General features: G+C 62.0%; 18 protein-coding genes and 1 riboswitch. Of the genes, 9 read left to right on the forward strand and 9 right to left on the reverse strand.

The genetic code is table 11. The annotated features are described in order from the left end of the window. Nucleotides 1-40: 40 nt before the first annotated feature. The 4 genes from ACP7B9_RS10260 to dnaK all read right to left on the reverse strand — a co-directional run bounded on the left by ACP7B9_RS10260 (nt 41) and on the right by dnaK (nt 4,036). Nucleotides 41-514 carry a heat shock protein transcriptional repressor HspR gene (locus ACP7B9_RS10260; RefSeq protein ID WP_425863038.1) on the reverse strand — a complete coding sequence of 158 codons (474 nt, stop codon included), beginning with the start codon at nt 512-514 and terminating at the stop codon, nt 41-43. Between the two features lie 5 nt (nt 515-519). After that, complete coding sequence (locus ACP7B9_RS10265; protein ID WP_425863039.1) at nt 520-1,500, reverse strand: DnaJ C-terminal domain-containing protein; 981 nt, start codon at nt 1,498-1,500, stop codon at nt 520-522. A 92-nt stretch (nt 1,501-1,592) separates the two neighbouring features. Next, nucleotides 1,593-2,168: a nucleotide exchange factor GrpE gene (locus ACP7B9_RS10270; RefSeq protein ID WP_425863041.1), complete on the reverse strand. Its 576-nt coding sequence runs from the start codon at nt 2,166-2,168 to the stop codon at nt 1,593-1,595. 2 nt (nt 2,169-2,170) lie between these two features. Beyond that, nucleotides 2,171-4,036 carry a molecular chaperone DnaK gene (dnaK, locus tag ACP7B9_RS10275; RefSeq protein ID WP_425863043.1) on the reverse strand — a complete coding sequence of 622 codons (1,866 nt, stop codon included), beginning with the start codon at nt 4,034-4,036 and terminating at the stop codon, nt 2,171-2,173. 291 nt (nt 4,037-4,327) lie between these two features. Here dnaK and ACP7B9_RS10280 point away from each other — a divergent pair, with 291 nt between their 5' ends. The 4 genes from ACP7B9_RS10280 to pabB all read left to right on the forward strand — a co-directional run bounded on the left by ACP7B9_RS10280 (nt 4,328) and on the right by pabB (nt 8,557). Beyond that, nucleotides 4,328-5,161, forward strand: coding sequence for a class I SAM-dependent methyltransferase (locus ACP7B9_RS10280; RefSeq protein ID WP_425863044.1), 834 nt, complete (start codon nt 4,328-4,330; stop codon nt 5,159-5,161). Nucleotides 5,162-5,214: 53 nt separating this feature from the next. Further along, nucleotides 5,215-5,835 carry a LysE family transporter gene (locus ACP7B9_RS10285; RefSeq protein WP_425863046.1) on the forward strand — a complete coding sequence of 207 codons (621 nt, stop codon included), beginning with the start codon at nt 5,215-5,217 and terminating at the stop codon, nt 5,833-5,835. A 150-nt stretch (nt 5,836-5,985) separates the two neighbouring features. Further along, on the forward strand, nt 5,986-6,471 hold the full coding sequence (locus ACP7B9_RS10290) for a low molecular weight protein-tyrosine-phosphatase (RefSeq protein WP_425863048.1): 486 nt from the start codon (nt 5,986-5,988) through the stop codon (nt 6,469-6,471). Further along, nucleotides 6,464-8,557 carry an aminodeoxychorismate synthase component I gene (gene pabB, locus ACP7B9_RS10295; protein ID WP_425863050.1) on the forward strand — a complete coding sequence of 698 codons (2,094 nt, stop codon included), beginning with the start codon at nt 6,464-6,466 and terminating at the stop codon, nt 8,555-8,557. The genes ACP7B9_RS10290 and pabB overlap by 8 nt, the downstream gene beginning before the upstream one ends. A gap of 136 nt (nt 8,558-8,693) precedes the next feature. On the opposite strand, the gene cls is transcribed toward pabB, so the two are convergent. Beyond that, the gene (cls, locus tag ACP7B9_RS10300; protein ID WP_425863052.1) at nt 8,694-10,172 is read right to left on the reverse strand and encodes a cardiolipin synthase; all 1,479 of its coding nucleotides are present in this window, start codon (nt 10,170-10,172) and stop codon (nt 8,694-8,696) included. A gap of 117 nt (nt 10,173-10,289) precedes the next feature. Here cls and ACP7B9_RS10305 point away from each other — a divergent pair, with 117 nt between their 5' ends. Then, nucleotides 10,290-11,213, forward strand: coding sequence for an aminodeoxychorismate lyase (locus ACP7B9_RS10305; protein ID WP_425863054.1), 924 nt, complete (start codon nt 10,290-10,292; stop codon nt 11,211-11,213). Here ACP7B9_RS10305 and ACP7B9_RS10310 read toward each other — a convergent pair. After that, nucleotides 11,185-11,826, reverse strand: coding sequence for a Pr6Pr family membrane protein (locus tag ACP7B9_RS10310; protein ID WP_425863056.1), 642 nt, complete (start codon nt 11,824-11,826; stop codon nt 11,185-11,187). The genes ACP7B9_RS10305 and ACP7B9_RS10310 overlap by 29 nt on opposite strands. 129 nt (nt 11,827-11,955) lie before the next feature. Continuing rightward, nucleotides 11,956-12,076, forward strand: a riboswitch (SAM riboswitch). 83 nt (nt 12,077-12,159) lie between these two features. Here ACP7B9_RS10310 and ACP7B9_RS10315 point away from each other — a divergent pair. From ACP7B9_RS10315 to ACP7B9_RS10325, 3 genes are read left to right on the forward strand one after another with little or no spacing between them, the layout of a single operon-like run. Next, on the forward strand, nt 12,160-12,420 hold the full coding sequence (locus ACP7B9_RS10315) for a DUF1737 domain-containing protein (RefSeq protein ID WP_425863058.1): 261 nt from the start codon (nt 12,160-12,162) through the stop codon (nt 12,418-12,420). Then, the gene (locus tag ACP7B9_RS10320; RefSeq protein ID WP_425863059.1) at nt 12,417-12,809 is read left to right on the forward strand and encodes a rhodanese-like domain-containing protein; all 393 of its coding nucleotides are present in this window, start codon (nt 12,417-12,419) and stop codon (nt 12,807-12,809) included. Before ACP7B9_RS10315 ends, ACP7B9_RS10320 begins: the two co-directional genes overlap by 4 nt. A 57-nt stretch (nt 12,810-12,866) precedes the next feature. Then, nucleotides 12,867-14,078, forward strand: coding sequence for an O-succinylhomoserine sulfhydrylase (locus tag ACP7B9_RS10325; protein ID WP_425863061.1), 1,212 nt, complete (start codon nt 12,867-12,869; stop codon nt 14,076-14,078). Between the two features lie 5 nt (nt 14,079-14,083). On the opposite strand, the gene ACP7B9_RS10330 is transcribed toward ACP7B9_RS10325, so the two are convergent. Together ACP7B9_RS10330 and ACP7B9_RS10335 are read right to left on the reverse strand one after the other, a co-directional pair. Continuing rightward, on the reverse strand, nt 14,084-14,548 hold the full coding sequence (locus ACP7B9_RS10330) for a hypothetical protein (RefSeq protein WP_425863063.1): 465 nt from the start codon (nt 14,546-14,548) through the stop codon (nt 14,084-14,086). A gap of 108 nt (nt 14,549-14,656) precedes the next feature. Further along, the gene (locus ACP7B9_RS10335; protein ID WP_425863065.1) at nt 14,657-16,189 is read right to left on the reverse strand and encodes a UDP-N-acetylglucosamine 1-carboxyvinyltransferase; all 1,533 of its coding nucleotides are present in this window, start codon (nt 16,187-16,189) and stop codon (nt 14,657-14,659) included. Nucleotides 16,190-16,444: 255 nt separating this feature from the next. Between ACP7B9_RS10335 and ACP7B9_RS10340 the strand changes: the two genes are divergently transcribed. After that, nucleotides 16,445-17,497, forward strand: coding sequence for a LacI family DNA-binding transcriptional regulator (locus ACP7B9_RS10340; RefSeq protein WP_425863067.1), 1,053 nt, complete (start codon nt 16,445-16,447; stop codon nt 17,495-17,497). Here ACP7B9_RS10340 and ACP7B9_RS10345 read toward each other — a convergent pair. Then, complete coding sequence (locus tag ACP7B9_RS10345) at nt 17,494-18,744, reverse strand: GH32 C-terminal domain-containing protein (protein WP_425863069.1); 1,251 nt, start codon at nt 18,742-18,744, stop codon at nt 17,494-17,496. The two genes, ACP7B9_RS10340 and ACP7B9_RS10345, sit on opposite strands and share 4 nt — an antisense overlap. Nucleotides 18,745-18,751 lie beyond the last annotated feature (7 nt).

An 18,751-nucleotide genomic window follows, 5' to 3' on the forward strand; every position in this document is an offset into this window, starting at 1 on the left:
GGAAATCGTGACTTTTTCGACCACTACTGCGGGTTAGTTGTTAGGGAAGGGGCGGGAGGCGCTTTTTGGGCGTTATCGCTTTTGGCCGCCAGACCACCATGGCCTGGCTGCGCGGGCGCGGACGCTGGCCCCGGGCAAGAGCCACGATATCCCCACCCATCAGACCCGCCGCGAAAATCCTGCTGTTGGTGCGTGGCGGCCGCGATTCCATCTCGGCCGTGACAATCTCAAGCTGTTCACTGAGCTCCACGACCCTCGAGCGCAACGCATCGACCTGGTTCTGCAACTCCATGATGCGGCGAATGCCCTCCAGGGAAACGCCTTCTTGTGAGAGCCGCTGCACCTCTCGCAGCATGTTCACATCATGCTGCGAGTAGCGCCGCGATCGCCCGGGCGCCCGGCTGGGCTTCACAATCCCCAGCCTGTCGTACTGGCGCAGGGTCTGCGGATGCATGTCGGCCAGTTCGGCCGCCACGGAGATCACAAAGATCGGTGAGTAGGGATCGACGATCATGGGCTCTACAACTTGGCTTTGTCCGCCAGCGCCGCGCGGGGGTTGCCGTCTTCAGTGGCTGCCGCAAAGGCACGCACGGCCTCTTCGGCTTCCTTGTTGAGCTTTTGCGGAACTGCCACGTCGATCGTGACCAGCAGGTCGCCGTCGCCCTTCTTGGTCTTCACGCCGGCACCCTTGACGCGCAGGGTACGGCCCGACGGCGTTCCGGCAGGCACGCGGAGGCGCACAGTATCGCCGGTCAGCGTGGGGACGCTGATGTCCGCACCGAGGGCTGCCTCGGGGAAGGAGACGGGAACGTGGACGCGAATGTTGTCGCCGTCGCGGACGAAAAACTCGTGCGCCTTGACGTTTACCGTGACCATCAAATCGCCGGGGCCGGCCGCTCCGGACTGACCCTTGCCCTTGACACGGACCTTCTGGCCATCCTTGATGCCCGCGGGAATGCGGACATCAATGACGTCGCCGTTTGGCTCGCGCAGCGCAATCTTGGTTCCGTTGATGGATCCACCGAAGGAAATGGTGGTGCTGGCGCTACGATCGGCACCCTTAGTGGGTTGGGGCTGGAAGCCGCCGAAACCACCACCACCGCCGCCACCGAAGAGGTCGGCAAATTCCGGGGGCAGGCCTGAACTGCCAAAGCCGGGATTGCTGCGGGGGGCGCTGCGGCCACCACCGAAGAGGTCGCCGAAGACGTCTTCAAAGCCACCGCCGCCGTTGTGGCCGGCGCCTCCTGCGCTGAAGCGGGCACCGCCGCCCATGGCGCGGATGGCGTCATACTGTTCGCGGTCTTCCTTGCTGGAGAGCACGGAATACGCTTCGGAGACGTCCTTGAAGGTCTTTTCCGCCTGCGGGTCACCGGAGTTTGTATCCGGGTGATACTTGCGGGCCAGCTTTCGGTAGGCCTTTTTGATATCGGCTTCGGAAGCATCCTTGGATACTCCAAGAATCTTGTAGAAGTCTTTTTCTGCCCAGTCCTGACTTGCCAAGACGTCTCCTTTCTAAAGTTTGTGGGGAAATGCAGATGTCGAGCCTGTCGAGACGAAGGGTCTCGACAGGCTCGACCACCAATAATGGCGCGTTACTCGGGTACGGCTACGATCACCTGAGCGGCGCGCAGAATACGCTCACCGGACTTGTAACCATTGCGCAGCACCTGGCTGACAGTGTCAATCTCCACCTCTGCCGACGGCTGCTGGATGAGCGCCTCGTGCACGGTCGGGTCAAAAGCAACGCCGGTGGCGTCGATCTTTTCCAGACCATAGGTGGCCAAGGCAGCTTCCAGCTTGGTTGCAATTGCCGCGAACGGTCCATCGACGATGTCGCCGTGGGTACGCCCTGCGTCAATGCCGTCAAGGACGGGAAGAAGTGAGTTCAGGACGCCAATGACGGCCATCTGCCCGGCAACTGCCCGGTCGCGCTCAACGCGCTTGCGGTAGTTGACGTACTCGGCCTGCAAGCGAAGAAGGTCATTCTTCAACTCGGCGGCCTCTTCAACAGAACTGCCCTGGGCAACTGCCTCGTCGGCCGGAACCTCAACACCGTTGAGAATTTCCTCGGCCTGGGACAGTGCATCGCCATTGCTCTCGACAGGCTCGCCCACCGGATCCACTGGATCCACCGGCTCGCCCTCTTCGGGGTTTACGGACTCAGACATGCTTACTTCTTCTCGTCTGCTTCTTCGTCGACAACCTCGGCGTCGACGATGTCTTCGTCGGCAGCGGAGGAGTCGGCACCTTCGGAAGCTCCGGCGTCGGCCGTTGCACCCTCAGCCTGGGCTGCGGCGTAGATGGCTTCGCCGAGTGAGGACTGTGAAGCCTGCAGCTTCTCAAACGCGGTCTTCACGGCTGCGTCGTCGTCGCCTGCAAGAGCGGTCTTGAGCGCGGTGACATCTTCCTTGACGGGGTTCTTGACCTCGTCGGAGAGCTTGTCATCGTTGTCGGCCAGAACCTTGTCCACGGAGTAGTGCAGCTGCTCTGCGGAGTTGCGCAGATCTGCTGCCTCGCGGCGTTCCTTGTCCTCGGCTGCGTGCTCTTCAGCTTCGCGAACCATGCGCTCAATGTCATCCTTGGACAGCGAGGAGCCGCCCGTGATGGTCATTGACTGCTCAACGCCGGTGCCCTTGTCCTTGGCGGACACGTGCACAATGCCGTTGGCATCGATGTCGAAGGTGACCTCAACCTGCGGGACGCCGCGCGGAGCCGGAGCAATACCGGTCAACTCGAACGTGCCCAGCGGCTTGTTGTCGCGAGTGAACTGACGCTCACCCTGGAAGACCTGGATAGCCACTGACGGCTGGTTGTCGTCAGCAGTCGTGAAGGTCTCGGAACGCTTGGTGGGGATGGCCGTGTTGCGCTCGATCAGGTGCGTCATGACACCACCCTTGGTTTCAATACCCAAGGACAGCGGGGTGACGTCGATGAGCAGAACGTCCTTGCGCTCGCCCTTCAAAACGCCAGCCTGCAGTGCGGCACCAACGGCCACAACCTCATCCGGGTTGACACCCTTGTTGGGCTCCTGGCCGCCGGCGAGCTCCTTGACGAGCTCGGAAACGGCGGGCATGCGGGTGGAACCACCAACAAGCACGATGTGATCGATGTCGGAAACCTTGATGCCGGCTTCCTTGATGACGTCCGTGAACGGCTTCTTGGTGCGCTCGAGCAGATCGGAGGTCAGTTCCTGGAACTTCGCGCGGGTCAACTGCTCGTCCAAGTGAACCGGACCGTCAGCGGTAACGGAGAGGTACTGCAGGGAAACGCTGGTGCTGGAAGCCGAGGAGAGTTCCTTCTTGGCCTGCTCGGCAGCTTCCTTCAGACGCTGCAGGGCGATCTTGTCCTTGGACAGGTCGATGCCCTTGACCTTGAGCTGGTTCAGCAGGTAGTCAACAACACGCTGGTCCCAGTCGTCGCCACCGAGGCGGTTGTCACCGGCGGTGGAGCGAACCTGGATGGTGGAGAAGTTGTCTTCATCCTTGCCAACTTCGAGCAGGGAAACATCGAACGTTCCGCCACCGAGGTCGAATACGAGGATGAGCTCGTCTTCCTTGCCCTTTTCCAGGCCGTAAGCCAAGGCAGCCGCGGTGGGCTCGTTGACAATACGCAGAACGTTCAAGCCAGCAATTTCGCCAGCTTCCTTCGTGGCCTGACGCTCGGCGTCGTTGAAGTAGGCCGGGACGGTGATAACAGCGTCGGTGACCTTTTCGCCCAAGTATGCTTCGGCGTCGTTCTTGAGCTTCATCAAGATACGAGCGGAGATTTCCTGAGCCGTGTACTTCTTGTCGTCGATCGCGATGGACCAGTCGGTGCCCATGTGGCGCTTGACGGAAGCGATGGTGCGGTCGATGTTGTTGACGGCCTGGCGCTTGGCGATTTCGCCAACCAGGACTTCGCCGGACTTGGAGAAGGCAACGATCGAGGGCGTGGTGCGGCCGCCTTCAGCGTTGGCGATAACGGTGGGCTCGCCACCTTCCAAGACGGATACAACAGAGTTGGTGGTTCCGAGGTCAATACCTACGGCACGTGACATAAGTGGTTCCTTTCATGAGCCGCTGCGTGAACTTGTCCGTCACCTGTATGGTGCTCGGGTCGCTCAACCAGCGGTATTGAGCGTTCTGGACTCAACTTTACTCAGGCTCGTTTCCTTGTCAAATGAAGTTGAGCGTAGTTGACTCAACTTTCACGTTGGGCGAACAAGTACGACGCCGGACGGCCGGTTTTGGTGCCCTGCGCCACATTCCGGAGCGCTTGGGTTGGGGACGGCCGTCCACTCTTCAAGAAACTCTGGCCGCTGCCGCTCCGACGGGCGTACGCTCCATTTATGAGCGATCAATCCAGCACCGAAGGCCGGGATCAGGGTGACGTCTACACCCACGGACACCACGAAAGTGTGCTGCGATCGCACGCTTCACGGACTGCGGAAAATTCCGCGGCGTATCTGATTCCATACTTGACGCATGGGCTCAAGCTACTGGATGTGGGCTCCGGGCCCGGCACCATCACGGCCGATTTTGCCCTGTTGCTGGCCCCCGGCGAAGTGCTGGGGCTGGACCGGGCGCCCGAAGTTGTGGCCGCCGCAACGGCACTGGCCAGGGAACGGCACCTGCACAACCTCAGCTTTGAGACGGGCGATGTCTACAACCTGGACTTCCCCGATGACAGCTTTGATGTGGTTCATGCCCATCAGGTCATGCAGCATCTGACCGATCCCGTTGAGGCGATGCGTGAAATGCGGCGCGTCACGAAGCCCGGTGGCATTGTGGCCGCCCGGGACGCCGATTTTCATGGCATGTCCTGGTACCCGCAGCTTCCCGAACTCGATGAGTGGATGGCGTTGTATCAGCAGGTGGCCCGGCACAATCAGGCGGAACCGGACGCCGGGCGTCGACTACTGCACTGGGCGCACGCCGCGGGACTGAGCGAGGTCACGCCGTCGAGCGCCAACTGGCTGTACGCCACGGCGGAGCAGCGAGCCTGGCTGTCTGGCGTGTGGGCGGACCGGACGGTGGGCTCAGCCTTTGCCGAACAGGCCATCGCCTACGGTTACGCGGATGCGGCCACGCTGGCGCGGATCGCTGCCGGTTGGCGGACCTGGGGCGCCTCCAATGATGGCTGGTTCCTCATGCCCAACGGGGAGATCATCGCCCGGGCGTAGCTCCAGCCGGCCTCCGCCACAGGAGCGGCCCCGTTGACCCGTAAACTAAGCGGGTGCAATTCTCACTTTGGCTGGCCCTCGCGGGCGCCGGCGCCATGATCAGCCTGACTCCGGGCGCGGGCGCCATCAACACCATGTCCAACGCGCTGACTTCCGGGTTCCGCCGCTCGTTCTGGGGCATCCTTGGCCAGCAGTTGGCGCTCGTGATCCATGTGGTCATCGTTGCGGCGGGCGTGGGCATCATTGTCTCCAATTCCCCGTTCCTGTTCATGATGATCCGCTACGTGGGCGCCGCCTATCTGGTGTATTTGGGCATCCGAAAGCTGCTGGCCAAGGCAGAGACGTCCGACGCCAGTGACTCCCCTGCCGCTGCTGAGTCCGGAATCTCGATGTTCCGCCGCGGGCTGTGGGTCAACCTGCTCAACCCGAAGGCGATCGTCTTTTTCCTGGCGTTCATGCCTCAGTTCATCCGGCCGAATGATCCGTTACTGCCGCAATACGCCATCCTGACGGCCACGGTTGTTGTCATTGACATCATCGTCATGTGGTTCATTTTTGCCGCCGGCGCCAAGCAGCTCAAACACCTGACGGCCAGCGAGCGCGGGCAACTGATCCTCAACCGCATCTTCGGAATCCTGTTCATCGCCGTGGGCATCCTGCTGGCCCTCGTGTAATTCCGTTTCCGCGCCCGTCCCCCATTAATGCGCTCCGTCGACCCGTCAGATAACGCCGCTTTGAATCGTCAGAGCGGCGTTATCTGACGGGTCGATTGGCATTCAGCCCCCAAAGCCTGGCTCCGCCGAGAGCGCCGATAGAATGACCCCATGAGCAATCCGTACCGGATCATGACCGTTTGTACCGGCAATATCTGCCGCTCCCCCATGGCCGAATTCATGTTGGCCAACGCCGCGGCCGAATCCGGTCTTGACGTGGAGGTCGATTCCGCGGGCACCACGGCCTGGGAAATTGGGAACCCGATCGACCCGCGAGCCAAGGCTGTCCTGGCGCGTCACGGAGTTGCCGCCGCCAAGCACGCCGCGCGCGAATTCCAGCCCGCCTGGTTTGCCGAACGGGACCTCATCTTGGCACTGGACACCGATCATCACGACGCCCTGATCGCTCTTGCGCCAGACGCCGCCGCTGCCGCCAAGGTGCGCATGCTGCGTTCCTTCGATCCAGCCGTGGCCCACGCCGCCACCGAACAGCAGGGAATTTACGATCCCTGGTACGGCAACGCCAAGGATTTTGAGGTCAGTTGGGATCTGATCGCCGCAGCCATTCCCGGCATTTTGGCGCACGCCCGTGGCTGAGCGCCCTGTCATCATCGCCGTCGACGGCCGCTCGGGCGCAGGAAAAACCACTGTAGCCGTGGAGCTGGCAGCCTTGTTGCGCCGCCACCGCACGGTTTCCCTCTTTCATCTCGAGGATATTTACCCCGGCTGGGATGGCTTGGCGGGCGGTGTGGAGCGCTACATCGATTCCGTCTTGCAGCCTCTGCACGATGGCCTGCCCGCCACGTGGACCGCATGGGATTGGGAAGCAGCGAACGACGGCGCCTCCCGCACCACCGCCGTTGCTCCTGTAGTGCTCGTGGAGGGTGTTGGGTCATCTCATGGACGGGCTGCAGACTTCCTTGACGCAGTGATTTGGGTGGACGCCCCCAGCCAGGCGCGCAAGAAGCGAGCCCTTGACCGCGACGGCGAAACGTACGCACCTTTCTGGGACGCCTGGGCCGAGCAGGAGGAACGGTTGCTGGCCGGCATGGCCTCGGCGGAACATGCCGACATTTTGGTCGACGGTACCCACGGCGTGGCCAATGCCCCGGAATCCGTTCTGGACGCCCTGACCCAACTCCCCGCCTTGGAGCACGTGCTGGCCCCCGAGCTGGCCCGCCGCCGCGGACTGGAATTTTCGGCCGTTCGCCTAGAGGGGCTGCCTGCTGCCGAGGAACTCTTCCACGCGCTCTATGGGCAGGCCGGGAATGCTGTCTGGCTGGACAGCTCCATCGCGGGCACGCAAGCACCGGGCACCGAGGCTGCGGCTAGATCCAGGTTCTCCATCATGGCTGATGATTCTGGCCGCTTCGGTCAACTGGCACGCCACACTAATGGCGTGACAACGGTGAGTTCGGGGCAGGTCACAACGCGCATCCGCGGGCCGTTCTTCCGGTGGCTCGATTCTGTATGGGGCCGGAAGGCAGTCCGCGCACCCCGCCACTATCCCGGCGATTTCACGCTTGGCTGGCTGGGCTACCTGGGCTATGAACTCAAGTCAGAAACCGGTGGCTCAGCCTTTACACCCGAAGGCACCATCCCCGATGCTGCACTCCTCTTTGCAGGCCGCGCGGTGGTCCTAGATCATCAGGACAATTGCGTCTACGCACTGACCTTGAGTGGTCCGCACCAGCCCGGCTCACGCCTGGAGGCCGAGGAATTCCGCACAGCAGTCCGCACAGCGCACGCCAACGCCCACGTGGCCTCGCGCAACAATCCCGGCCACCCGGCGTCGGGCATTCACGGCGGGGCGCAGGCCACCAAGCCGCCGCACTTTACGGCCTGGGACGGCGAGCGCCGCTATAAGGACATGATTGCGGCGGCACAGGCGCAAATCCATGACGGCAACAGCTATGAAATCTGCCTGACTACCCAGCTGGAAGCGCACGCACCGGAACACGTGGACGAGTGGGCGGCCTACCGCGCCCTGCGCAAGCGAAATCCGGCCCCCTTTGCGGCGTTCCTGCGCCTGGGCGAGCTGCGTGTTTGCAGCACCTCGCCCGAACGTTTCCTGCGCATCGATGCTGGCGGGCTCATGCGCGCCGAACCCATCAAGGGCACCCGTCGCCGCGATGCCGATCCTGCCACGGACGCTGCACTCAAGGCCGATCTGGTGACCTCCCTCAAGGACCGGGCGGAAAACGTGATGATCGTTGACCTGCTGCGCAACGATCTCTCCCGCTTTGCCCTGCCGGAAACGCTCACTGTCCCGCGGTTATGCGCGATCGAAAGTTACGCCACGGTGCACCAGATGGTCAGCACCATCGAGGCGCAGCTGGCTCCGGGCAGCTCGCGTGCCCAAGCCGTGGCCGCGGCCTTCCCGGCGGGTTCCATGACGGGCGCACCGAAGATCAGCACCATGGCCATCCTTGACACGCTCGAGGCCGGCCCGCGCGGTATCTATTCCGGCGCGCTCGGCTACTTTTCACTCAATGCCGCCACCGATCTTTCCGTGGTGATCCGCACCCTTGTCCTGCAGGACACGCACGACGGCGGCACGCACCTTTCCTTGGGCATCGGCGGCGCCATCACGGCCGACTCCGAGGACGAGGCGGAGTGGCAGGAGATCCAGGCCAAGGCCTACGGCGTCCTCTCAACCCTAGGCTCAGAATTCCCGGCCTGACCGCCGCCTGTGCCGCTCGAAGGCAGCCGAATCCGGTGTTCCCGTAGGTCGCGTAAAGGAGACGCCAAAGGCCGCCCGCGGCCGACGCGTCGGATAGCGACCGAGGGAATGCCGGATCGGCAGCCGACCTGTAGCGCTACTGAAGAGTGGCTGTCAGGCGGGCAACGTTGTCCACGTAGCGCGCAAGGACTGGCCGGTTGACCCATTCCTCGAGTTTTAGTTCGCGTGAGATTTCGCGGTAGTGGTCCTCCACGGCGTGCATCTGATGAACCACCTCGCGGTCGATCATCATGACGGTGACTTCAAGGTTGAGTGAGAAGCTGCGCATGTCCATGTTGGAGGAGCCGATCACTGCCACATCCGAATCCACGGTGAAGTGCTTCGCGTGCAGGACGAAGGGCTTGGGATACAAATAGATCCGAACGCCGGCCTTGAGCAGTGCCTCGTAGTAAGAGCGTTGGGCGTGATGGACCAGGAACTGATCGCCCGCCTCCGAAACGAAGAGCTCAACCACAATGCCACGCTGAGCGGCCGTGGTGATGGCGTACAGCAGCGAATCGTCAGGCACAAAATACGGGCTGGAGATCGTGATGCACTCTTCCGCGGAGTACAACAGGGTGTTAAACAGGCGAAGGTTGTTCTCGGTGACAAACCCCGGCCCGCTGGGCACCACCTGGCACAAGGAAGCGCCAGCAAAGGAATCCCAGTGGTGCGTTGCCAGCTGGCCTTCGAGGTTCTCTTCCGTCTCGGCGGACCAATCGGTGGCAAACATGACGTTGAGCGTGCCCACGATGGGCCCCTCGAGCCGGGACATGAGTTCTACCCACTTCCGGCCAATCTTTTGGTTTTTCTTGTTTCGATATGACGGCTCAATGACGTTCTGTGATCCAGTGAAAGCCACCCGTCCATCAACCACCAGAATCTTGCGGTGGTTCCGAAGATCGGGCCTGCGCCATTGGCCTTTGACGGGCAGCAGCGGCAGCATGCGGCGCCACTGGATTTGGCTTGCCTTAAGCCGTCGAATCATTCCACGGTAGCCGGGCACCCGGATCGAGCCGATGTGGTCAAAAAGCACGCGCACCCGGACACCACGCTCGGCGGCGGCTTCGAGCTCGGTGAACAGCCGGTCGGTGCAACCATCGGAGCTCATAATGTAGAACTCGGCATTGACGAAGTGTTCGGCACGGCTCACTTCATCGGCCATGGCGTCCAGGGACTCCTGGTAGCCCTCGATCAGCTGGACCTTATTGGCCCCCAAGGCAGGGAAGGAACCCAAGTTGCGGTTCAACTCAATGGCAGACTTCACCCACGCCGGGCCTTCATACTCAGGAACCAGATCCGCGATCCCGCGGGTCCCTTCCACCACACGGTGGTTGACGGCGTCCTGAGATTCCCGCCGTCGTCGTGAGAGCCGGAAGTTTCCAAACATCAGGAACAGGACCAGGCCAACATAGGGCAGGAAGAAGATGCACAAGAGCCACGCCATAGCTGTTGTGGGGCGCCGATTTCCGGGAATGATGCCCAACACGGCAATGCGAATACCCAAATCCACGATCAAGAAGAGCACTGAGAGCCACGCGCTGCCCGTTGGCAGGTTAAATGCGGTCCAGACCATCCAGCCACCCCTATTTCACCGGTACGGTGCCCACCGGATCATGGGACCGCAAATAACAACAGCCTATAGGCAATTTTCACCGGCAGAGGCGGGTGGCGGGCGGCTAAGCTCTATCGCATGACAGTTTTGGTTTTCCTTGACCCCGCCCACCCCGCAGGCCGCTTGGTCGACGCCTCCACCCCCGCCATCTTGGCCACGGATCAGGGCGTCACACGTGGGGACGGAATCTTCGAATCCATGCTGGCCGTCGATGGGGTTCCACGAAAAATCCAGGCGCACCTAGACCGCCTTGCCGGATCGGCCCGGACCATGGCCCTTGCCATCCCATCAGCGGAAGCTTGGCAGGGCGCCATTACGACGGCGGTTGCCGCCTTCGCCGCTTCCGAACCCCAGGATTCCCGCTCAGCAGCTGACGCGGCGCGTCAGTGCGTCGTCAAACTCATTGCCACCCGCGGGCCCGAGGGCGCCAACACCCCCACGGCTTGGGTGCAGGTTTCGGCAATCTCGCCGGCACTGGCCGAACAGCGGGCCAAGGGCTTGGCTGTCATTTTGCTTGAGCGCGGCTACGACAGCGATATCGCTGTCCGCGCACCGTGGCTGCTCCTTGGCGCCAAAACCCTCTCTTACGCTGTAAACATGGCGGCCCTGCGGCACGCACATGAACAGGGCGCAGATGACGTGATCTTCACCAGCGGTGACGATCTCGTGTTGGAGGGGCCGACGTCGTCCGTTCTCCTGGCGCATATCTCTGACGACTCGGGCGTTCCCCTGAAACGGCTCATCACACCGCACCTGGACACGGGTATCTTGCCTGGCACTACCCAAGGCGCCTTGTTTGCCGCGGCCAAGGAGGCTGGCTGGGAACTCGGCTATGGCCCTGTCACGCCCGCTGATCTGCTCGACGCGGACGCTGTCTGGCTGATTTCAAGCCTGCGCCTGTTGGCACCCGTGAACACGATCGACGGTGCGGAAATTGGCACGGCCGCCATCCGGGAACAGCTCAGCAGCGAGCTCAGCGCGATTCTGGCAACAACGCTGTAGGCACCAGCGGACGGAACTTGTTAGCCAGCAATATCAGCACTGCGCTGGTGACGACGAACGCCACAGCCACAATCACGCAGGTGATCACCACAGGGCCGTACCCGCCATTGTTCGGGTTCAGGAATGGGTAGGCGTACCAGTTGATCGCCGCGCCGCGAATCAGCGAATACGCCAGATAGACCAACGGGAACAGCACTGCTATCCCTAGCTTGCGCAGTGAAATGGGGTTGCGCGGAGACTGGATGAGCCAATCGGCAACGACCACAACGGGCATCACATAGTGCAGCCACGTATTGATCCACGGCAAGAGCGCTCCAAGGTCCACATCACGGAGCAGAGCTTGGAAAACAATGCCCACCAGTGCCATGCAGACCACTGAGATACAGCGCAACAGCTGCCACGCCGGCCCCAATTCTTTCCCGCGCCACGTCAAGACGGATTCCACCAGCAGCACCACAGCGGCGAAAATATTGGAGAGATTGGTGAAGTAACTAAAGAAGTTCAGCACCGAGAAGCCATGGCCGATGTGGATGCCCAACTGGATGCCCACGGCGATGAGAGTCACCGCCCCAAAGAGGAAACGGACGGCGGCAAAGGCGCGGCTGGGTGTCATGGTTCTATCCTGCCAGCACAAGGGGCGCCACCGCAGCAGCGCCACCGCTTAAACCGCGTCCCGTCATGTTGCGCCACACACGAAAATTTTTTAGGCCCCACCCGTGACGAATGTGTTACTTTCGAGGTGAGTAATGAGTGCCAGTATCAAGCCCTGACTTGCTGGCCGGCAACCCTCTTTCCGGCGGGGTGCCTCAGGTGAATACTCGGCAAAACCAGCTACCAACGGCTGACGTTTGCAAGCGTGAACCCTCCAGCAGCGCCAGGAATTTCGTTTAAGCGCCGCAGTTATCTCCCGCTTGCACAGGCCAGTCACTTGCAATGAGGAGACCCCATGTCCGCGGACGAATCCCCCCTGGCCTACCGCCTAATTACCGGCCCCGACGACCGATCGTTTTGTGAGCGCATCTCAGCCGCGCTTGCCGAAGGGTACGTCCTGCACGGTGGACCCACCGTGACGTTCAACGGCACCACCGTCATCTGCGCCCAGGCCGTCATCCTCCCGCAGGCCGTGGCCAGCAGCGACGTGGCAGTGGCAAACGCACTTGACGAGCTCGATTCCGAACTTGAATTTGATGGCGAGGGGATCGCATGAGCTACGCAGGCGATCTCGCTCCCGCAACAGCATGGGATCACATAGCGGCAGGAGCCGTCCTTGTTGACGTGCGCACCGACGGGGAATGGACCCACATTGGCGTGCCGGACACATCCTCATTGAATACCGAACCCGTCTTCATTCAATGGAACCTGTCCAATGGCAGCAACAATCCTGAGTTTCTGACCCAGCTCTTGGCAACGGTTCCCCCAGAGAAGCCCCTGGTGGTGCTGTGTCGTTCGGGAGCGCGTTCCATCGCAGCCGCTACCGCCGCCACGGCCGCCGGGTACACGGCGTACAACATCTTGGAAGGTTTTGAAGGTGAACCCGACCGCTTTGGCGACAGGGTGCTCAACGGTTGGAAAAATCGGAAGCTGCCCTGGCGCTAACCGCCACGAACCCGATCCAAACAAAGAGCAGCACCAGCGAAAGCCAAGGATAAGCAATTGAGTAACTTTAACGAGCATGCAGCTACATGGGCCGAGGACACTCAGGCCGTGCGCGGCGGGCTCGACCGCAGCAATTTTCAGGAGACCTCCGAGGCCCTGTTCCTCAACTCCGGCTTTGTGTACGAATCAGCCGAAGCAGCCGAGCAGGCCTTCACAGGCGAGGTGGACCGCTTCGTCTACTCGCGGTATGGCAACCCATCCGTGGCCACGTTCCAGGAACGGCTGCGGCTACTGGAGGGTAAGGAAGCCTGCTTTGCGACGGCGTCTGGCATGTCCGCCGTCTTCACGGCCCTCGGCGCATTGTTGGCTGCCGGCGATAGGGTGGTCGCCTCGCGCTCCCTGTTTGGCTCTTGCTTCGTGATCCTCAACGAACTCCTGCCACGCTGGGGCGTGGAGACCGTTTTTGTGGACGGGCCGGATCTGGTGCAGTGGCGCGAAGCGTTATCCGTTCCCACCACCGTCGTGTTCTTCGAATCGCCGTCGAACCCCATGCAGGAAATCATCGATATCCAGGCCGTGTGCGATCTGGCTCATGCGGCCGGCGCCCAGGTCGTGGCCGACAACGTTTTCGCGACTCCCCTGCTGCAACGCTGTGGCGACTTTGGTGCCGACATTATTGTGTACTCGGGCACCAAGCACATTGACGGCCAGGGCCGCGTGTTGGGCGGGGCCATCCTTGGCAGCAAGGAATTCATTGACGGGCCGGTCAAAAACCTTATGCGCCACACCGGTCCGGCCCTGTCCGCATTCAACGCTTGGGTGCTGACCAAGGGCTTGGAGACCATGAATCTGCGTGTCACCCACTCGTGCAACAGTGCGCTGGCGCTGGGTGAATTTCTCGAGGCACAGCCTCAGATCAGCCGCGTGCTGTACCCGCATCTGCCCTCGCACCCGCAGTATGAGCTGGCCAAGAAGCAGATGAAGGCCGGTGGCACCGTCCTGACCTTTGAGCTGGCCGAACCCGCCGATGGAACCACCAAGGACGCAGCCTTTGCGCTGCTGAACGCGTTGGCGATCATCGACATCTCCAACAACTTAGGAGATGCGAAGTCACTCATCACGCATCCGGCCACAACAACGCACCGCGCTATGGGGCCGGACGCTCGTGCGGCGATCGGTTTGAGCGATGGTTTCCTGCGCTTGTCAGTTGGCTTGGAAGATCTGGATGACCTGAAACAGGATCTGGCACAGGCGCTGGCCGCTATCTAACGTCCCTAATAGGACACCGTGTCCAGCCATCGGGCGAACGTAACTTGCTCTTCCCGGCTGATGATGACCGCGGGTTCATCGCTGATGAGGCCCGTCAAAAGGGCTAGGGCGTCGGGTGGGAAAACTGCCGTCCATTTGCCGACCCGGGACGGTTTTTCTGCCTGCACCGCTGCCTGAACCCCAGCGGCGTTACAGAGAAAAGCGCCGTCGCTGCCGGTCATGGAATCAATAATGCCCACCCTGCCCGCGAGGAGATCGTGAAGCTCTTCCGGGTGCAGTCGGGTTTGGGTCTCTCCCACGCTCCATTGGACCACTCGCTGGGGTGGCTTGCTTGCCCGACGAGCCGGGATCTCGACAGCCTCTATGAGCAAGGAGCCCAGCGTGAGCGGCGCTGGCAAGGCAGGGGATTTCTGCTCGCTATCCCCTGTGGCGAGACCGGTGGCTGTGTTGCGGCGGAACCAGGAAAACATGTACTCAGCATAGCCATATTCGGAACAAGTGCAGTCCGCAACGAGGCGGACAAAAACGGGAGGCCACCTTTCTGAGAAAGGTGACCTCCCGGCGTCGTACTTTGGAATCTAGTCCTGGAAGTACTCGATCTCAGCACCAACGGTGTTCAGGCGCTCGGCCAAATCTTCGTAACCGCGCTCGATGACGTAGATGTTGCGAAGTTCGGATGTGCCCTTCGCGGCGAGCATGGCCAACAGGATGCAGGCGGCCGGGCGCAGTGCGGGCGGGCAGCCGATTTCGGCGGCACGCCACGCGGTGGGGCCCGTGATGTCGATGCGGTGCGGATCCAGCAGACGAACGCCGGCGCCGAGGCGGTTCAGCTCCGTCAAGTAAATGGCGCGGCCTTCATACACCCAGTCGTGGATCAGCGTGGTGCCCTCGGCACAGGAGGCGATCACGGCGAAGAACGGCAGGTTGTCAATGTTCAGACCCGGGAACGGCATGGCGTGAATCTTGTCCGGCGCGGCCTTGAGCTCGGAGGGCAGAGTTGTGATGTCCACGAGGCGGGTCTTGCCGTTACGGGCCATGTACTCGGCCGATTTGAGGTAGCGGAAGCCCATCTGCTCCAGCACCTTGAGCTCAATTTCCATGAACTCGATGGGGACGCGCGTGACGGTGACCTCAGACTTTGTCACGATGCCGGCGGTGATCAGGCTCATGGCCTCGATGGGGTCCTCGGACGGCGCGTACTCAATGTTTACGTCGATACGGGACTTGCCCTTGATGGTCAGCGTTGTTGAGCCAACACCTTCCACGGTGACGCCAAGTCCCTGCAGGTAGAAGCAGAGATCCTGGACCATGTAGTTGGGGCTGGCGTTGCGGATCACGGTGGTGCCTTCGCGGTGCGCGGCGGCCATGATGGCGTTCTCGGTGACGGTATCGCCGCGTTCGGTCAGTACAAACGTGCGGTCCTCGATGTCGCTAACAGGAGCCTGCACCTGGTAGAAACCGTCGTGAGCGATGACGCCGAGGCCGAACTCACGAAGGGCCTGCATGTGCGGCTCCACGGTGCGGGTGCCAAGGTCACAGCCACCGGCATACGGGATCCGGTAGCTGTCTTCCTCGTCCAACAGCGGTCCCAGCAGCATGATGACGCTGCGGGTGCGCTTGGCGGCCGCGATGTCCATGGAAGCAAGGTCCAAGACGGCGGGGCGGCGGATCTGCAGATCGTTGTCCTCTAGCCAGGTGCACTCGACACCGATCGAGGTCAGCAACTCCACAATGCGGTTAACCTCTTCAATGCGGGCCAGACGGCGCAAGGTGGTGGTGCCGCGGTTGAGCAGGCTGGCGCAGAGCAGGGCCACGCCGGCGTTCTTGCTGGTGTTGACCTCGACGCTGCCGGAGAGTTCACGGCCACCGTGCACACGCAGGTGGGTGACGGTGTTTTTGCTGACCGCGCCAACGTTGAAGAGATTGGCTTCGAGGAGTGTTTCCATTCGCTGGATCATCTTCAGGCTGAGGTTTTGTTTGCCCTGTTCCATCCGGGCAACGGCGCTTTGGCTCGTACCCAAATGGGTTGCCAGTTCATCCTGGGTCCAGCCTTTTTCATTGCGTGCATCTCGCACTAATACGCCAACGGTTTCTGCAGCAACTTGAGTCATAATTCTTTTATATCACGGGGCGCATATTCCCAAGGACTAATGTGACCGTTTGGACAGTCTACGCATAAAGCGTGAATATTTATCCGTTACATGCGATAAATTCGATGGCCTAATTCCTCCGGAACCGGGTGCCACTTAACGGTACCCCGGGCCGGAGACTGCAGCGTGAACCACGCCCAAACGGCCATGTCCTAGAACGTTCAGCCAGCACCACCTTCAGGCGATAGGCTGACCTCACACGATTTAGGAGGCAGCATGGCACGCAAGGCCACTTCCCAGGACGTCGCCGACCGCGCCGGGGTTTCCCGTAGTGCCGTGAGCTTTGTCTTTAATGGCCGCGCTGACGGAAATATCGCCAAGGACAAGCAGTTGCTCATCCTTGCCGCCGCCGAGGAGCTCAATTACACTCCGAACGCCGTCGCACGCTCCCTGCAAAGCCAGCGCACCCACACCATTGGCGTTGTCACCGATGCCATTGCTGGCGGGCCTTTCGCCGGCAAGCTCCTGCAAGGTGCCAGCAGTGCCGCGTTCGATGCCGGATATCTCCTGTTTGCCATCGATACCCAGCGCAATGACGTCCGCGAGGACAATGCCTTTGGCACGCTCATTAACCGTCAGGTTGACGCCGTGATGTTCGCCGCGGAGAGCCTGCGCCCGCATCGGCCCCACCCCGCCATGCAGGGAATTCCGGCGCTGCTTGCGAACAGTTTTGACCCGGCAGGCGCCGTGCTCTCCATCATTCCCGACGAGATTGGCGGAGGCCGCCGCGCCGCCCAAATCCTGCTCGACGCCGGGCACACCTCCATCGTCTACCTCTCCGGCGGGCCCGAGTTGGTGGCCACCGAGCGCCGCACCCAGGGCTTTGATGCCGCCATTGCCGCGGCGGGGCTGCCCTCCATCACCGCGCTGGAAACCGGCTGGGAAATCAACGACGGATATGCCGCAGCCATGCGCCTTTTATCGGACGACGGCGGCCGCTCGCCAAAGCTCGACCGGCCCACCGGGGTCGTGTGCGCAAATGACAGGGTCGCCGTGGGCTTCATGTTGGCCTGCGGACAGCTGGGACTGCGGATCCCGCAGGACCTGAGCATTGTGGGTTATGACGATGACGAACCGCTGGCTAGGACGGTTGTTCCCGGGCTAACCACGGTGGCACTGCCCCACCGTGAAATGGGCGAGAAGGCCATTGAGCTGCTGTTGGCGGAGTTGGACCACGGGGCAGCGAGTCAGTCTGGAGGAACCATACTCATTCCCTGCCCCGTGGTGATGCGCGGCTCGGTGGCGGCACCGTTAGACGGCGTCCGCTAGAGGGCCAGGGCGTTTACCACTGCTTCCCCGCGGACCACAAAGCGCGATGTGGCCGTGGGGTAGGCGCGAACCGTACATGCCGTGCCACCGTCAGCAAAGATCTCAATGAGGGAGCCGTCGACGAGAATACGCCCGGCCACGATGCTTGCCACGACGCGTTCGCTGCCGCCGTCCACTAGGACCAGCTCGGTCGCACCGGCAGCCAGCACCTCAAAGGCGCGGGTTTGGGGCGGCACTGAAAAGTTTCCGAGCCCTTCAAAGATCGGGCCAGCACGCAGCGTGTCTACCTCGGCAACCGGCGTCGAGAGCAGCGCACCGTCACGGAAGGACAGCGAGCGCGCGTACGTCAATACACCGGCCCAGCCGGAGGCGTGAATATCAGCCTCGGGACGGGACTTCTCCCAGCTCCAGCCCCACATGAGCGTGCGGGGCTCGGCTGCGGTCCCGGCAACGACCTGCGGGGCATAGAAATCGGGCCCGTCGTCGATCAAGCCGCCACCGGTGGGAAGGAATTTCAGCCCGGCGCCGCCCTCGCTGAGTTCGCCCGTCAGATAGGTGACCCGGTCCAGGTCGTGGTTGTCGCGGTTCCACAGGGACAGCATAAGTACCCACTGCCCATCGACGAGAAACAGCTGCGGGCATTCCCAAATTTGTGCGGGCGCCCATTCCGCCGCGACACCGGCACCGCCCGTCACCAGCGGACCCAAGTACTCCCACTGGGTCATGGTGTGGCACCGGTACAGCAGGATCGCGGGGGTGTCATCCTTGTAGCCCGCACCTTGAATGGCGTATTGGCTGCCATTGAAGATGAAGAGGAAGGGGTCCCTCACATCGCCAATATTGAGCTCCTCGGGCATACCCAGGATGCCATGCTGCTCCTGCTGCCATTCCAGCAGGGCCCGATCCGAGGTCGCCGTCATGACCTGTGAATCATGTTCGGTTTCGGCGATGCCCGTGTAGTAGGCGGTAGGTACGTCGCCGTCGAGGGCGACGACGCCGGACCAGGCTCCCGCGGCGTCGGCGGCCCCCGTGCGCGGATACAGGGCGATGGGTTGCTGGGTCCAACGGACCAGGTCCGTCGAGGTGGCATGTCCCCAGTGGATGTTGCCATGGATGGGTGCGTCGGGGTTGAGCTGGAAGAACACGTGATGGGTTCCGTCAACGTAGATGCAGCCGTTGGGGTCGTTGATCCAGCCCTGATCCGGGCGGCCGTGCAGTGCCGGGAAGGCGGGGTCGATGATGCTCACAGCTACT

Source organism: Arthrobacter sp. TWP1-1, from assembly GCF_049897845.1.
GTDB lineage: Bacteria > Actinomycetota > Actinomycetes > Actinomycetales > Micrococcaceae > Specibacter.

Bases quoted from the DNA above. Each gene is read 5' to 3' on its own strand.
- ACP7B9_RS10260 (WP_425863038.1), bottom strand. From the start codon at position 514: ATGATCGTCGATCCCTACTCACCGATCTTTGTGATCTCCGTGGCGGCC.
- ACP7B9_RS10270 (WP_425863041.1), bottom strand. From the start codon at position 2,168: ATGTCTGAGTCCGTAAACCCCGAAGAGGGCGAGCCGGTGGATCCAGTG.
- dnaK (WP_425863043.1), bottom strand. From the start codon at position 4,036: ATGTCACGTGCCGTAGGTATTGACCTCGGAACCACCAACTCTGTTGTA.
- ACP7B9_RS10280 (WP_425863044.1), top strand. From the start codon at position 4,328: ATGAGCGATCAATCCAGCACCGAAGGCCGGGATCAGGGTGACGTCTAC.
- ACP7B9_RS10290 (WP_425863048.1), top strand. From the start codon at position 5,986: ATGAGCAATCCGTACCGGATCATGACCGTTTGTACCGGCAATATCTGC.
- cls (WP_425863052.1), bottom strand. From the start codon at position 10,172: ATGGTCTGGACCGCATTTAACCTGCCAACGGGCAGCGCGTGGCTCTCA.
- ACP7B9_RS10305 (WP_425863054.1), top strand. From the start codon at position 10,290: ATGACAGTTTTGGTTTTCCTTGACCCCGCCCACCCCGCAGGCCGCTTG.
- ACP7B9_RS10310 (WP_425863056.1), bottom strand. From the start codon at position 11,826: ATGACACCCAGCCGCGCCTTTGCCGCCGTCCGTTTCCTCTTTGGGGCG.
- ACP7B9_RS10315 (WP_425863058.1), top strand. From the start codon at position 12,160: ATGTCCGCGGACGAATCCCCCCTGGCCTACCGCCTAATTACCGGCCCC.
- ACP7B9_RS10320 (WP_425863059.1), top strand. From the start codon at position 12,417: ATGAGCTACGCAGGCGATCTCGCTCCCGCAACAGCATGGGATCACATA.
- ACP7B9_RS10330 (WP_425863063.1), bottom strand. From the start codon at position 14,548: ATGTTTTCCTGGTTCCGCCGCAACACAGCCACCGGTCTCGCCACAGGG.
- ACP7B9_RS10335 (WP_425863065.1), bottom strand. From the start codon at position 16,189: ATGACTCAAGTTGCTGCAGAAACCGTTGGCGTATTAGTGCGAGATGCA.
- ACP7B9_RS10340 (WP_425863067.1), top strand. From the start codon at position 16,445: ATGGCACGCAAGGCCACTTCCCAGGACGTCGCCGACCGCGCCGGGGTT.